The organism is Vibrio makurazakiensis, from assembly GCF_050337375.1.
GTDB classification, from domain to species: Bacteria; Pseudomonadota; Gammaproteobacteria; order Enterobacterales; family Vibrionaceae; genus Vibrio; species Vibrio makurazakiensis.
Window position 1 is genome coordinate 1 of sequence record NZ_JAKJSW010000110.1, and the last position, 14,456, is coordinate 14,456.

Annotated in this window: 13 protein-coding genes; 8 read left to right on the top strand and 5 right to left on the bottom strand. The window is 42.3% G+C overall.

The features are described 5' to 3' along the window. A partial coding sequence (locus L4C33_RS13180) for a heme NO-binding domain-containing protein (protein ID WP_428812898.1) occupies positions 1–147 on the bottom strand: 147 nt, incomplete at its 3' end. Between the two features lie 166 nt (positions 148–313). Between L4C33_RS13180 and L4C33_RS13185 the strand changes: the two genes are divergently transcribed. The 3 genes from L4C33_RS13185 to L4C33_RS13195 all read left to right on the top strand — a co-directional run bounded on the left by L4C33_RS13185 (position 314) and on the right by L4C33_RS13195 (position 3,958). After that, positions 314–913 (top strand): CoA pyrophosphatase, encoded by a 600-nt coding sequence (locus tag L4C33_RS13185; protein ID WP_428812887.1) that lies wholly within the window; start codon positions 314–316, stop codon positions 911–913. A 309-nt stretch (positions 914–1,222) separates the two neighbouring features. Then, positions 1,223–2,476 carry an aromatic amino acid transport family protein gene (locus L4C33_RS13190; RefSeq protein ID WP_428812888.1) on the top strand — a complete coding sequence of 418 codons (1,254 nt, stop codon included), beginning with the start codon at positions 1,223–1,225 and terminating at the stop codon, positions 2,474–2,476. Between the two features lie 120 nt (positions 2,477–2,596). Next, the gene (locus L4C33_RS13195) at positions 2,597–3,958 is read left to right on the top strand and encodes an L-serine ammonia-lyase (protein WP_428812889.1); all 1,362 of its coding nucleotides are present in this window, start codon (positions 2,597–2,599) and stop codon (positions 3,956–3,958) included. A gap of 245 nt (positions 3,959–4,203) precedes the next feature. Here L4C33_RS13195 and L4C33_RS13200 read toward each other — a convergent pair whose 3' ends face one another. Further along, on the bottom strand, positions 4,204–5,358 hold the full coding sequence (locus tag L4C33_RS13200) for an amino acid permease (protein WP_428812890.1): 1,155 nt from the start codon (positions 5,356–5,358) through the stop codon (positions 4,204–4,206). Positions 5,359–5,465: 107 nt separating this feature from the next. On the opposite strand from L4C33_RS13200, the gene L4C33_RS13205 reads away from it, so the two are divergent. Then, positions 5,466–5,687 (top strand): hypothetical protein, encoded by a 222-nt coding sequence (locus tag L4C33_RS13205; RefSeq protein ID WP_428812891.1) that lies wholly within the window; start codon positions 5,466–5,468, stop codon positions 5,685–5,687. 311 nt (positions 5,688–5,998) lie between these two features. Here L4C33_RS13205 and queD read toward each other — a convergent pair whose 3' ends face one another. Beyond that, positions 5,999–6,361 (bottom strand): 6-carboxytetrahydropterin synthase QueD, encoded by a 363-nt coding sequence (gene queD / locus L4C33_RS13210; protein WP_428812892.1) that lies wholly within the window; start codon positions 6,359–6,361, stop codon positions 5,999–6,001. Positions 6,362–6,641: 280 nt separating this feature from the next. On the opposite strand from queD, the gene L4C33_RS13215 reads away from it, so the two are divergent. Continuing rightward, a complete protein-coding gene (locus L4C33_RS13215) occupies positions 6,642–8,282 on the top strand; it encodes a methyl-accepting chemotaxis protein (protein ID WP_428812893.1) in 1,641 nt (546 codons plus the stop codon). Between the two features lie 102 nt (positions 8,283–8,384). Here L4C33_RS13215 and L4C33_RS13220 read toward each other — a convergent pair whose 3' ends face one another. Continuing rightward, entirely contained in the window at positions 8,385–9,875 is a 1,491-nt protein-coding gene (locus L4C33_RS13220; protein ID WP_428812894.1) for a SulP family inorganic anion transporter, read from the bottom strand. 628 nt (positions 9,876–10,503) lie between these two features. Between L4C33_RS13220 and asnS the strand changes: the two genes are divergently transcribed. Next, a complete protein-coding gene (asnS, locus tag L4C33_RS13225) occupies positions 10,504–11,904 on the top strand; it encodes an asparagine--tRNA ligase (RefSeq protein WP_428812895.1) in 1,401 nt (466 codons plus the stop codon). A 349-nt stretch (positions 11,905–12,253) separates the two neighbouring features. Here asnS and L4C33_RS13230 read toward each other — a convergent pair whose 3' ends face one another. Continuing rightward, positions 12,254–12,862, bottom strand: a complete 609-nt coding sequence (locus L4C33_RS13230) for a YitT family protein (protein WP_428812896.1) — start codon at positions 12,860–12,862, stop codon at positions 12,254–12,256. Between the two features lie 379 nt (positions 12,863–13,241). Between L4C33_RS13230 and L4C33_RS13235 the strand changes: the two genes are divergently transcribed. Next, positions 13,242–13,424 (top strand): hypothetical protein, encoded by a 183-nt coding sequence (locus L4C33_RS13235; protein ID WP_428812899.1) that lies wholly within the window; start codon positions 13,242–13,244, stop codon positions 13,422–13,424. A 14-nt stretch (positions 13,425–13,438) separates the two neighbouring features. Beyond that, positions 13,439–14,456 (top strand): MFS transporter (locus L4C33_RS13240; protein WP_428812897.1); only part of this gene is annotated, 1,018 nt, incomplete at its 3' end.

The window sequence follows — 14,456 nt, forward strand, 5'->3', positions numbered from 1 at the left end:
CAATATGACTAATTTTCGATGGTCATAGCTGCCCACAGACGTATAAACACCCCCATCACCTGAAAGTTTAAGAACTTCATTCAGCATGTCTAAACCAAACTTTTGTTCTACCAACTCTAGAAATTCAGTAAATATGATTCCTTTCATTCGCCGCACTCCTTTCTGCATTGCTGTCTAAGAATGAGCCAAGTTTTCTATATTTTCAAATACTTGGTGGCTGTTTTTTAAATCTCATCTACAATTAAATTATCTTCTTAATTGAAATGTTAATAACGCCACATCCTCAAATAAGACTAAATCGAATAGTGAAAATATGAATAAACAAGACTTTCTACAAAGCTTCCAACTAAAAAATACAATTGCTTATCATCCTGAGTCTATGCAAAGAGTGGCCCACCTTGACTCTGAAAGGTTAAGAAAAGCAGCCGTGTTGATAGGGTTAGTCGAGAGGAGAAACGGGTTACAAATTATTTTTACTAAACGTGCAGAACATCTTCGTCACCACCCTGGGCAAATTAGCTTCCCTGGCGGAAAGTTTGAACCTACAGATCAATCACTACAGGTCACAGCACTAAGAGAACTTGAAGAAGAAGTGGGTATCAACCGAACTCAAGTGAACATTGTTGGTCAGCTACCTGAAATTCATACGGTCAGTCACTTTTCAGTGACTCCTGTAATAGCGCTTATAGATGCGAACTACCGAGCAAGCATTGACAAAAATGAAGTAGATTGTCTTTTCGAAGCACCAGCTTCTCACGTTTTAAATCAGGATCGACTATTTAGTGAAATGTTTCGTTTCAAACAATTTAAGCACCGAGTGTTCGCAATTCCGTTCAATGAACATTTAATTTGGGGAATGACAGCGCAAATCATTCACTCTCTTCAGCAACAACTCATGAAACCCGCCACATAAAAAGCACACCATTCCAACTTAAAATTAACAACCAACCACATCCTCATAAAACAGATAAATTAATCCAAAATCGCGCAATCGTTTCCCTGTTATGGGACAAGTCTTTTTTATGCCCAACATTAGAAATACTAATCTCAAACATTAATAGAAATCACATGTAGCACGCCATTTTCGTGATCAAAAATTCATTTTTGGAATATCATATACGCCGCCGTTTAATTACATGATTTAGATCTATTTCTGCCAGACGAAAATTCTGCAAAATACACCTCGACTTATTTCCTGTTCCCAAAAAATGAGTAATTTAACATGAACACAACAACTTCTTCGGCTAAGGCCGAGCTATCAGCATCTAAGTGGAATTATAAAGATTTCACTTGGTGTCTTTCACTATTCGGTACAGCAGTTGGTGCTGGTGTACTATTCCTTCCAATCAAAGCAGGCGCTGGTGGTTTTTGGCCATTAGTTATCCTTGCCCTAATTGCAGCACCAATGACTTGGTTCGCTCACAAGTCTCTAGCTCGTTTCGTACTATCTGCTAAGAACCCAGAAGCAGACATCACTGACACTGTTGAAGAACACTTTGGTAAGACTGGCGCAAACCTTATTACTTTCGCTTACTTCTTCGCTATCTACCCAATCGTTCTTATCTACGGTGTCGGCATCACAAACACAGTTGACTCTTTCCTAGTTAACCAAATGGGTATGGAATCTATCCCTCGCCCATTACTTTCTGGTGCGCTTATCCTTGCGATGACAGCTGGTGTGGTTTTCGGTAAAGAGCTAATGCTTAAAGCAACATCTGCGATGGTATACCCACTAGTATTCATCCTACTTGCTCTTTCGTTCTACCTAGTACCTGACTGGAACACATCTATGATGGAAGTGTCTCCAGAGTGGTCTGCAATGCCTTCTATCGTTTGGCTAGCAATCCCAATCATTGTGTTCTCTTTCAACCACAGCCCAATCATTTCACAGTTCTCTAAAGAACAACGTCGTGTATACGGTGACGATGCAGTTAAGAAAACTGACAAAATCACTGGCGGCGCGGCAATGATGCTGATGGGTTTTGTAATGTTCTTCGTATTCTCTGTTGTACTTTCTCTGTCTCCAGAGCAACTGGCAACAGCACAAGAGCAAAACATCTCTGTTCTTTCTTACCTAGCTAACGTTCATGAGTCTCCACTGATTTCTTACATGGGTCCTCTTGTAGCATTCGCAGCGATCACTTCTAGCTACTTCGGTCACTTCCTAGGTGCTCACGAAGGTCTAGTTGGTCTAATCAAGTCTCGTTCTGGTTCTTCAATCAGCAAGATTGAGAAGATGTCTCTAGCGTTCATCGTTATTACAACTTGGATTGTTGCAGTAGTTAACCCAAGCATCCTAGGTATGATTGAAACAATGGGTGCACCAATGATTGCGGCTATCCTGTTCATCATGCCTGTATTCGCTATGCACAAAGTTCCTGCAATGGCTAAGTACAAAACTTCAGCACCTGTACAAATCTTTACAGCTATCTGTGGTCTTGCGGCAATTAGTTCTGTAATCTACGGCGCTCTTTAATCTCACGCACTTTTTATAAGATGAGCTTCATCTTATATTCCGAGATTAGACACAAAATATAATGATAATAAATGAGCCTCCCTACTCCCCTTGGGAGGCTCTCTTTTTGAGGTAATCGCTATGATTAGTGTATTTGATATCTATAAAATCGGTGTTGGTCCATCGAGCTCACACACAGTTGGACCAATGAAAGCGGGTAAAGAATTTATTGATGACCTACGTTCAATGGGAAAATTGCGCGACATCACTAAAATCACCGTGGACGTATATGGATCACTATCACTGACAGGGAAAGGTCACCACACAGATATCGCTATCATCATGGGTCTTGCTGGCAATACTCCTGAACGTGTAGATATCGACTCTATTGCTGGCTTCATTGCTCGCGTAGAGGAAACTGAGCGCCTTCCTGTTGGCATGCACTGTCATACAGTTTCGTTCCCAAGAGATGGAGGTATGAACTTCCATAAGACTAACCTTTCATTACATGAAAATGGTATGAGTATTCATGCTTGGGTTAACGACGAAGTAGCATACTCAAAAACGTATTACTCAATTGGTGGCGGTTTCATCGTTGACGAAGAGAACTTCGGCAAAGAAGAAGAAAACCCAATTAAAGCACCTTACGAATTTACATCAGCTGAAGAGCTGGTAAACCAGTGTAAAGACAGCGGCCTGTCTGTTAGTACATTGGTAATGAAGAACCAAGCAGCATTCCATTCAGACGAAGAGTCTCGCACTTACTTCGCTAACATCTGGAAAACGATGCGCGAGTGTATGGATCGCGGTATGAATACTGAAGGTATTTTGCCTGGTCCACTGCGTGTACCTCGTCGTGCAGCGGCACTTCGCCAACAGCTAATCACATCAGAAAAAACAACGAACGATCCAATGACGGTTGTTGACTGGGTGAACATGTTTGCTTTCGCAGTAAACGAAGAAAACGCTGCCGGTGGACGTGTAGTAACAGCACCAACAAACGGCGCATGTGGCATCATCCCTGCTGTATTGGCTTACTACGACAAGTTCATTCAAACAGTGACAGAGAAAGATTACATCCGTTACTTCGCAGCTTCTGGCGCGATCGGTGGTCTTTACAAGCGTAACGCTTCTATCTCTGGTGCTGAAGTAGGCTGTCAGGGTGAAGTTGGCGTAGCATGTTCTATGGCTGCTGCTGGTCTTGCTGAGCTTATGGGCGGTAGCCCTGAGCAAGTAWGTATGGCTGCGGAAATCGCAATGGAGCACAACCTAGGTCTAACGTGTGACCCAGTTGCTGGCCAAGTACAGGTACCATGTATCGAGCGTAACGGTATTGCTGCAGTGAAAGCAATCAACTCAACTCGCATGGCACTGCGTCGTTCTTCTGCTCCTACTGTTTCTCTAGATAAAGTTATCGAGACTATGCTAGAAACGGGTAAAGACATGAACGCTAAATACCGTGAGACTTCTCAAGGTGGCCTGGCGATTAAAGTCGTTTGCTAACAGCTAGATAAGCAAATTAAGCTTTCTGCTAATTTAAACCCATGATAGTGCGTTCACTGTCGTGGGTTTTTTATTACCCCCAAGCTCAGTCCATAGTCCTTAGCCATCACGTTATTACCTCATAAGTCACCAAGTACTATCGATCTTAATTGCTGAGTGGTGTTGCCCACATAACCAAAGTATGATCAAAAAAGGGACGCTAGTGCGCCCCATTTTTAATGATTGAATATCGATATTTGTATCGTTTAGATCACTTGCGATATAAGTAAAAAGCAACCAAAAATCAACGAGAAGAACAGCATAATATCACCGCCTTCAGCTTGGTAACGCCCTGCACCCATTTTCAAAAACCTTAGCTTATATACCATGACGAGAGGTACAAACACCGCTAGGAAAACCAGAATGATACCGGCATAGCTCAACACTGATAAAAACTGGTCTGCAGCCAATAGCGCGCCAGCAAGTGGCAACACAAAGCTAATCACATAAGTCACTGCACGATTCTGATTAAACGTATCTTTATTTTGGTTAAATAACGCCATCGCCACACCAAAGAATGATGTGAGTAATGCTAGGCCAGTAAATAGAGTCAGAATACTTGCAACCCAAGATGCTCGCAGCTCAAACACAGCCATTAGGTCAGAGACACTGGTGAAATGACGGATCTGCTCTGGCTGAATATTTCCAACGACCGCAAACAACCACATCAAGTAGCAAACCAAAGGGATCAATGAACCGATCACCACCATGTTTCTTAATTGCTTGTCTGTCGCTTCATGGTTATAGGCTACTAACGATGGGATAACTACCWTGAAGCCGAAGCTAGTAAATAGAACCGCACTGGTTTTAATCAGCTCAACATGATCATTATTCGTTACTTGCTGTAAGTTTTCTGATGACATCTCTGGTGCCAAAAACACCAACGTCATCGTTAATGCCGACAACATAATAAAGAATAAGACTCTATTGAGCTTCTCTACTGCACCTGTCCCAGCCGCGACAATGATACCTGCAATCAGGGTAAATAATATTTGGCTGGTTTGCGGAGAGAGTTCTATCCCAGCTTTTGCTGCCAACTGAGTAACTAAATCACCCGCCCCTAAGATATAAGCCATCAATAAACAGATTAATAAGGCGTACAGCAAAGCATTAGTAAGAAGCTGACCGCCCTTACCTAGCACTTTACGAGAAATTGAGTTAAGTCCTAGACCGCCGTCTGACTTAATCGTTGCCTCTAATAGTAATAAGGCAGCGTATGTAGTACCAATGCAGATCAGTACCATTAATAAGGTTCCATATAGCAGACCAAACTGCGCTAGAACCATTGGAATTGCGAGCATTCCAGCACCTAATGCGGTACCAGAAATAATTAGGGAGCTCCCCATTAACTTAGTATTCATTTTAACAACTTATTTTTATGGATTCGAAATATGAGTGTTCACCGATAAGGCGAGATCATTGAGTTCAATATGAAAAACTAAAGTAGGGGCAATAACTGACTTTGTGTTTGTCGTTATATGAGGTTGAGCGTGTAGGTAAAGAAGAAGCTCGAAAGAAAGCTGAAAAGCGAAGGGATGAGGTTTTAATAAGGGTTATTACGTCAGACGCCACTTCAATAGATGAAGCGAAGCAAGATGAAGTTTGGCTAGCCAAAACTGTATGGGGCGAACCTTCCGTAGGTTCGATGATTGGTGATGTAATCTTAAAAGTCATGTATGTGTCCAGTTAGTCACATTCCATTTTGTTCAAATAGCAAATCCGTTAGCTAATACGCCCCTCTATGAGGCAAATTTATCTTAACGAATGATGGCTTGATTGCAACGAAAACACCCAACAAAAATCATCAATTTTATGAATTATGACTTCCTAGCTTAAAATACATCTCTATACGCTGTGCATTGATTGACCAAAGCAATCAGTGACGAATTATAAATTTGCTTCCTTCATACTCCAATAACAAACGACAGCTGTAATAACTAACTTCAAGATACAAAAAAGCGCCCATATACGGACGCTTTAATTAGAAAGTTGTGAAGCAAATTACTCGCCGCGGTAAATGCAGCCCGCAGTACAGGTTTCTTTAATCTCAACTTTACTAAGCAGTGGTAAATCTGGCTTTAGCTCATTCCAAATCCACTTTGCTAAAACTTCACTTGTTGGGTTTTCTAGGCCCTCAATGTCATTTAGATAATAGTGGTCTAAACGATCATAAATTGGCTTAAAGATAGCCTTAATTTCAGAAAAGTCGATAACCCAACCAGTATGAGGAYCAACTTCACCTTCTACATAAAGACGCACAAGAAAAGAGTGACCATGCAAGCGACCACATTTATGACCTTCAGGGACATGTGGAAGATGGTGGGCTGCTTCAAACATGAATTCTTTGTAGAGTTCGGATCTCATTGCGTTTCTCAGGCTAAAAAAATGACACGCAATATTACGTAAATCCGTTCGCTACTACAAGGTTTATAAACTAACTCAATCAAACTGAACACCATAGAATAAAGGGAATGCAAAGGAAGTAGCCCATAAACTAAGAAATACGATTTTTACCTACAATCTTCCTACATCACATTTACATAACCTTACGACGGGCATGGTCACATTTACATCAATAACACTTTGGTAGTACATAAATATGGCGCTACAGTAACTCGTCTATTCTAAAAAATAATAATTCAGTATGCGCTCAACAATAACGTTCAAATTACTGGTGGCTTTGGTCACTGTTTTTACTTTCGTACTCGCTATATCTACCTACTATCAGCACTACCAACAAAAGCAGTTAGTTAATTCAATTCTCAGTGAACAGCTTCACGATAAGGCTAGCAACTATTTTGACAGCCTTAACATGATGATGCTCACGGGGACTATGGCTCAAAAAGAAACCTTACGTCAGAAAGCTCTTGCTCAAGATGGAATCGAGCAAGTACGGGTTCTTAGAGCAAACGCTGTCAGTAAACTCTATGGCGAAGGGCAAGATAATCAAAAGCCCGTCGATGGTATAGATAAGCGAGCGCTTGCCGGTGAAACTGTTATTGAACCTATCGAAGCCGACTGGGGTAAAGGGCTTGTCGTCGCACTGCCAATGAAATCTAGTGAGAACTACCGTGGCACCAACTGTGTTGCTTGCCACATGGCACCTGAAGGTGAAGTGCTGGGTGCAATCCGCCTTGAATATAACTTGAACCATGTAAACGACATGATCAATAAACAGGCGTTTATCGCTATCGCGATTATGGCACTTATCTCTTTCATTGGCTTTTCGATGACTATGGGACTAATCAGAAAAATTGTGGTTCGCCCTTTACAGCGCACATCGAAATTCATGTTATCCGTGAGTCAGAACAAAAACCTGTCTGAGCGACTTCCTACAAGGAATAACGATGAGGTAGGGCTGCTTTCAAACAGTATTAACTCATTCATGGATACTGTTTCCCATAGCCTAAGTAAGGTGCAAGACACCTCTCATAAACTTAACGCATCCGCAAACCAGCTGACCAGTGTTGCCCAGATAACCGAAAAAGCAGCCAGTGATCAGCAAAAAGAAACCGCAGAAGTACAAAACAATGTGGAAGGAATACAGGCTCAACAAGTCAATGTAGAACAAGCCACCTTAACGGCGTCTGATCTTATCAACCATACAGCAGATGTAGCATGTAAAAGTGCCAATCAAGCGCATAATGCCAGCGGTGAGATAAAGAACTTAGTGACGAGCATTGAAGAGGTAAAACACAAAATACTTACTCTCAATGAACAAACTGGCGAAGTATCATCGATATTGAGCGTGATTCGTGGCATTGCAGAACAAACAAACTTGCTAGCACTAAATGCCGCGATTGAAGCCGCGCGCGCTGGCGAACAAGGGCGTGGCTTTGCAGTCGTTGCTGATGAAGTCCGCCACCTCGCATCACGCACTGCTGAAGCGACGGGCAGTATTGATTCAATTATCCACCAATTTCAACAAGGCAGTGAAGAGTCGTTGGCTTCTGCCGATCGCGTTTGTGCACAAGCGCACCAAAGCTCCACGGATATTGATGCGCTGTCGACAGAAATGAATAGTGTTGTGCAAGAGATGAAGCAAGTACTGGCTCACGCACAAAACATCCAACACCAGACGCAGTCCACCACACTGGCGACTAAGGACGTGCAGAAGAAAGTGGAGACCATTACCTCCCATGCCGATAATACCTCACAATCCGCAGGTGAAACTCGTGGGATCAGTAATGATTTAGAAGAGCTATCCAATCACCTAGAATCGCTCATCAACCAGTTCACGTTAACGAGCACAAAGAGCAATAAGAGACCCGTAAACAATCAGTAGCAAACCGCACTTATACTGACTCGAATTACAAACAAAAAAAGCGCTCAACCATGAGCGCTTTTTGATTATGAACCAATAACTTAAATCTAGCATCACTACTAATTAATGCGTAATAGAAACCGCAGTTAAGTCTTTATGCTTATGGTACATAGCATGTTTGAATATAAGATTCGCACTCACGGTATCCATTCCTGCAACATCAACATAAGTACCCTTCTTCCTAAATTTGAACACGACCTTATCTAAAGCTTCGACCGCCGTATTATCAAGGAAGGATGCGTGAGAAATATCAATCGTCACCAAAGACGTTGCTTTGTCATAATCAAATAATTCGACAAATGCTTCTGAAGAAGCAAAAAAGACATGCCCTTTCACTCTGTGGGTCGTATGTAATTCGTTCGTCATCACCCCATCAGAAATGAAAACCATTGATTTACTGGCATGCGCATAAAATAGCGCTGACAGAACTACCCCAACCGCAACACCAATCGCTAAGTTATGAGTAAACACTACCACGGCAACCGTTGCTAGCATTGTGATATTGGTTGGTAGAGTGTGATCTCTAAGCTCAACAATAGAACGCCATGAAAAAGTACCAATTGAAACCATGATCATCACAGATACCAAAGCAGCCATAGGTATAAGCTTTAGCCAATCAGAAGCAAAAACCACCATCAACAGCAATACAACACCAGCGATCATGCTTGATAACCTCGTTAAACCGCCCGACTTAATATTAATAATTGACTGACCAATCATCGCACAACCCGCCATACCTCCGAACAGAGACGACACAACATTCGCTATGCCCTGCCCTTTACATTCATTGTTCTTATTACTTTCCGTATCGGTAAGATCATCGACAATCGTGGCTGTCATTAACGACTCCAAAATACCGACAAGAGATAAAGCAATAGAATAAGGGAGGATGATTTCGAACGTATTTAGCGTAAATGGAATATTAGGGATTAAGAAGACAGGAAGTGAGTCTGGAAGGTTACCCATATCACCGATCGTTCTAACATCTAAACCAAATAAAAGGCTGATGATAGTGAGCACCACAATAGCAACCAAAGGTGAAGGTATCGAACGACCAAACTTAGGGAAATAAGGGAGTAAATAGATGATGGCTAAACCCAACGCAACCAACACATAAACACTCGACGGTACATTTACTAACTCCGGTAGCTGAGCCATAAAAATTAGAATAGCGAGCGCGTTAACAAACCCGGTAATGACTGATTTCGAAACAAAGTTCATCAAGTTACCTAGCTTTAAATAACCCGCTGCAATTTGAATAAGACCGGCAAGAAGTGAAGCGGCGAGTAGGTATTCTAGCCCGTAGTCTTTAACTAAAGTGACCATTAGCAGTGCCATTGCACCCGTTGCCCCTGAGATCATTCCCGGACGACTACCAACCAATGCGGTCACTACGCAAATACAAAAAGATGCGTATAGGCCAACTTTAGGGTCGACACCTGCGATAATTGAAAAAGCGATAGCCTCAGGAATTAATGCGAGAGCAACCACAATCCCAGATAATGAATCTCCTTTAACATTTGATAACCAGTGTTTCTTTAAATAATTAAGCATGTAATTCTCTTTTACTTGTACAGCCATCCCTGCCTTGTTCAGACATAATTTGATTGACCGTTTTTCTTGAATGAGCGAGCGCTCGAAAAGTGTGGGTGTAGAGAGAATGCAGGGGTTAAGGCGGCGTAATTAACACGTGAATATTAAACTCCTCTGTTATTGGTGACTCGATACCTGAACTTAGGTTGCCGACAATATAAAAGGAGTTCAAATACAATCACACCACCATTTTTGGAAACAAAGGTTGCATTTCACATTCGAGCTGAGCAGCGGAAGGCACTCCAAATAGCGCGCATTACGCTTTAATTAGTCCACTTATTAAAGCGTGCCTATTTGATATAGTTGACTGCCAGATAATCTGACCTTGTCATTAAACTATTCTTGGTTGAACATCGTAAATCGAACAAAAAAACAACCCTTAATGGCTTTTCTTGTCTGTTGGCAAAATATTTCTTTCTACAAGCAAGAATAAAGGTTGAAGCTATCGATATGACAGGTAATATGTTCAATCGATTTAAAAAATTTATACAACTTAATGTCTTGGCTAATTATTGTTCAAATATGTTTATTTGCTTCAATGCTAGAGACCTTGAGTTGAATTTGTCCCTCAATGGAGAATGAAATCAACATGACTTACGCGCCTGTAACAGACGTACTTGGCGGCAAGCTAGCGGTAGACAGTGAAGTAACTGTTCGCGGCTGGATCCGTTCACGTCGTGATTCCAAAGCTGGAATCTCTTTCCTTGCCATTTATGACGGCTCTTGTTTCGACCCGATTCAGGCCGTGGTTCCTAATAATCTTAATAATTACGAAAACGAAGTATTAAAGCTAACAACTGGCTGCTCTGTTGAAGTAACTGGTAAGATTGTTGAGTCTCCTGCGAAAGGTCAAGACTTCGAACTTGCTGCAACTGACGTTAAAGTTGTGGGTTGGGTTGAAGACGCTGACACTTACCCAATGGCTAAGACACGTCACTCTATCGAATACCTTCGTGAAGTTGCTCACCTACGCCCACGTACAAACGTGATTGGCGCGGTTGCACGTGTACGTAACTGTCTATCTCAAGCGATTCACCGTTTCTACCACGAGCAAGGTTTCTTCTGGACTTCAGCTCCGCTTATCACTGCATCTGATGCAGAAGGCGCTGGTGAAATGTTCCGCGTTTCTACGCTAGACATGGAAAACCTACCTCGCACTGAAGCTGGTAAAGTTGATTTCAACGAAGATTTCTTCGGTAAAGAAACTTTCCTAACGGTATCTGGCCAACTTAATGCTGAAGCTTACGCTTGTGCACTAAGCAAGGTTTACACGTTCGGTCCTACGTTCCGTGCTGAAAACTCAAACACTAGCCGCCACTTAGCGGAATTCTGGATGGTTGAKCCTGAAATCGCTTTTGCTGACCTTGATGATGCAGCGAAACTTGCTGAAGACATGCTTAAATACGTTTTCGCAGCTGTTCTTGAAGAGCGTCGTGATGATCTTGAGTTCTTTGCTTCTCGCATCGACAAAGAAGCTATCACACGTCTAGAGCAATTCGTTGACGCTGACTTCGCACAAGTTGACTACACTGACGCAATCCAAATCCTACTAGACTCTGGTAAGAAATTTGAGTTCGACGTTGAGTGGGGCATCGACATGTCTTCTGAACATGAGCGTTACCTAGCTGAAGAGCACTTCAAAGCGCCAGTTATCGTTAAGAACTACCCGAAAGACATCAAAGCTTTCTACATGCGCTTAAACGACGACGGCAAAACAGTTGCTGCAATGGACGTTCTAGCACCAGGTATCGGTGAAATCATCGGTGGTGCACAACGTGAAGAGCGTCTAGACATTCTAGACGAGCGTATGATTGCTATGGGTATCGACCCTGAGCACATGAGCTGGTACCGCGACCTACGTAAATACGGCACAGTGCCTCATGCTGGCTTCGGTCTTGGCTTTGAGCGTCTAGTATCTTACGTGACTGGTATGGGCAACGTTCGTGACGTGATCCCATTCCCACGTACACCACGCTCTGCAAACTTCTAATCTAGCTTAGCTATTTTAAAGAAGTTCATGCTGAACTCATTAAAGGCTTAACCATTTGGTTAAGCCTTTTTTATTACCTTTTCTTGTCAGTAACACAACCTACCGATTTAAATCTACCCCAACCCTTTCAACCGTCTATAGCCAAATAGCACATCCATTATTTGTTTACTGGTAATAAAAAACCGAGTACAAAAATGCACTCGGCTCATTGAATTAGTTGTTCCTCGACCCTTTGGCTATCTCACATATCTAACAGTGTTTAGATCTAAACCTGTCGTTAGCTTTCGAACAGTCAATTTTGYTTATCTAGCACTCGCTAACGCTTTCTAAGTAAGCTTTTAGGTGATATCTATGATTGTGCCACAACCGCTTGATAGCGCCCGGGCTTATGGTTCATTGCGAGGATCAAGTTAGTCGTAATAGCACCAACAATAGACAATAGAATCAGGTTTACGTCGACAATAAACAGCGAGAAGATCACGATAGTACAATCAAGTCCCATTTGCACTTTCCCTGCGCGAATACCAAAACGTTCTTGTAAAAACAACGCCAAGATATTGAACCCACCCAAACTCATCTTATGTCTAAAAATAACGAGCATCCCCATACCTATAAGCCCGCCCCCCAACATAGCTGCATATAAAGGGTGAATTTCAGCGATTTGAATTACGTTGTGAAGATGGTCTACAGCGAACGATACAATGGTTACTGCGATAAAGGTATTAATCGTAAAACGCTTACCCATTCGCATAACAGATAAAATATAGAATGGCAGGTTTAAGGCAAAAAATACCTGACCAAAACTAAAATCAGAAACCTTAGTTAAGAAGATGGCTAGACCCGCCGTACCGCCAGTTAACAGACCTACTTTACTAAAGAAAATAACTCCCAATGACACCAACGCGCTGCCTAAAGTTAGGGCAAGTAAATTCTCTCTAAGGTTATGGTCTTGGTCCATGTTAAAACTCCTACTTCCATGATTACCGGTGAAAAGTGGCCACCAGCTAAAATATCGGCGTCTAAAATGCCGATATTTTTTTAACATGTCGAGAGTTCAGCTGTGTTTGGTGCCTACCCCTTTGTACATCAATATTTACATACAGTGATAACTATCAAGGTATCCCGTTGAAATTTATAGAATATATTAACATCCCAATCTGGTGTGGTTATGAGGTCGTGACTAAATCTCTCCAACTTCACAACTCATATACAAGAGCGTTCAATTTTTGAACCTATGCACTATACGCATGTATTACATCACCAATGGTCATTAGTCACATAACGCATTGGAGCTTATTATGCGCGACTTCAAATTCAATCGACCCTTTTTGAGCATTATGTTTTCTCAATCACTCTTCGCACAACTATTACGAATGAGCATTTTACTCATCCTAAGCTTGATCATCGTGYACCACAGTAAACCACTGATAGATCTGCTTGCTCAGCATGCGGTCACAAGCGGTTGCCACCAGCAAACTGGTCACGAACACCATCAAACTTCACATGAACACCATCATTAAATACGAGCACTAGAATGAGCATTTTTCGTTTTCCTTTATTAGTATGGCTAGGGATTGGCACACTTATTATGAGCCTAGGGATCAGGCAGTCATTTGGTATTTTCATGATGCCAATTTCAGAACACTTTGGGACTGGCCGCGAGTTTTTCAGCTTTGCCATCGCACTGCAAAATCTACTTTTCGGTGTATTCCAACCATTTGTCGGTATGGCAGCAGACAGATGGGGAGCTCGTAGAATAATCATTGCGGGCGCATGTGCTTATGGTCTTGGACTATTGCTAACCTCAATCGCCACTGATTCAAGCATGCTATACGTTTCTCTAGGAGCTCTAGTCGGGCTGGGGCTCAGCGCCACTAGCTACGTTATCGTTCTCGGTGCCGTTGCTAAAGTTGTTCCTGCTGAACATGCAGCAAAAGCATTTGGATTAACAACTGCAGCAGGTTCATTTGGTATGTTCGCCGTCATACCGGGCGCACAATTCATGCTGAACGATTTCGACTGGCAAACAGCAATGCAAGTTTTCGCCGTGCTTTGCTGCTTTATGATCAGTTTTGCGTTGTTTATGAGAACACCAACCCCAAAAGCTACTGGCTCAGCTGAAAATGAAAACACTCAAACTCTAAAGGAAGCACTCGGTGAAGCTTTTGCACATAAAGGCTATTGGCTAATTCATGCTGGTTTTTTTGTGTGCGGGTTCCACGTCATGTTTATCGCGACACATTTACCGAGTTATCTTGCGGATAAAAACTTACCTGCAAGTAGCGCCGCCATGGCACTCGCGTATGTAGGGATTTTCAATATCTTTGGTTCTTATTTCTGGGGAGTAATGGGCGACAAATTCAGTAAACGACACGTGATGTCAGCTCTGTATCTTGTTCGAACAGTAGTAATAGCAGCATTTGTCACACTACCCGTCACAGAGTCTACCGCTGCGATTTTCGGAGGTGCAATCGGCTTTTGTTGGCTAGGTACTGTTCCGCTGACTTCGGGCTTAGTCAGACAAATTTTTGGTGCTCGTTACCTATCAAGCT

Bases quoted from the DNA above. Each gene is read 5' to 3' on its own strand.
- L4C33_RS13185 (WP_428812887.1), top strand. From the start codon at position 314: ATGAATAAACAAGACTTTCTACAAAGCTTCCAACTAAAAAATACAATT.
- L4C33_RS13190 (WP_428812888.1), top strand. From the start codon at position 1,223: ATGAACACAACAACTTCTTCGGCTAAGGCCGAGCTATCAGCATCTAAG.
- L4C33_RS13215 (WP_428812893.1), top strand. From the start codon at position 6,642: ATGCGCTCAACAATAACGTTCAAATTACTGGTGGCTTTGGTCACTGTT.
- L4C33_RS13220 (WP_428812894.1), bottom strand. From the start codon at position 9,875: ATGCTTAATTATTTAAAGAAACACTGGTTATCAAATGTTAAAGGAGAT.
- L4C33_RS13230 (WP_428812896.1), bottom strand. From the start codon at position 12,862: ATGGACCAAGACCATAACCTTAGAGAGAATTTACTTGCCCTAACTTTA.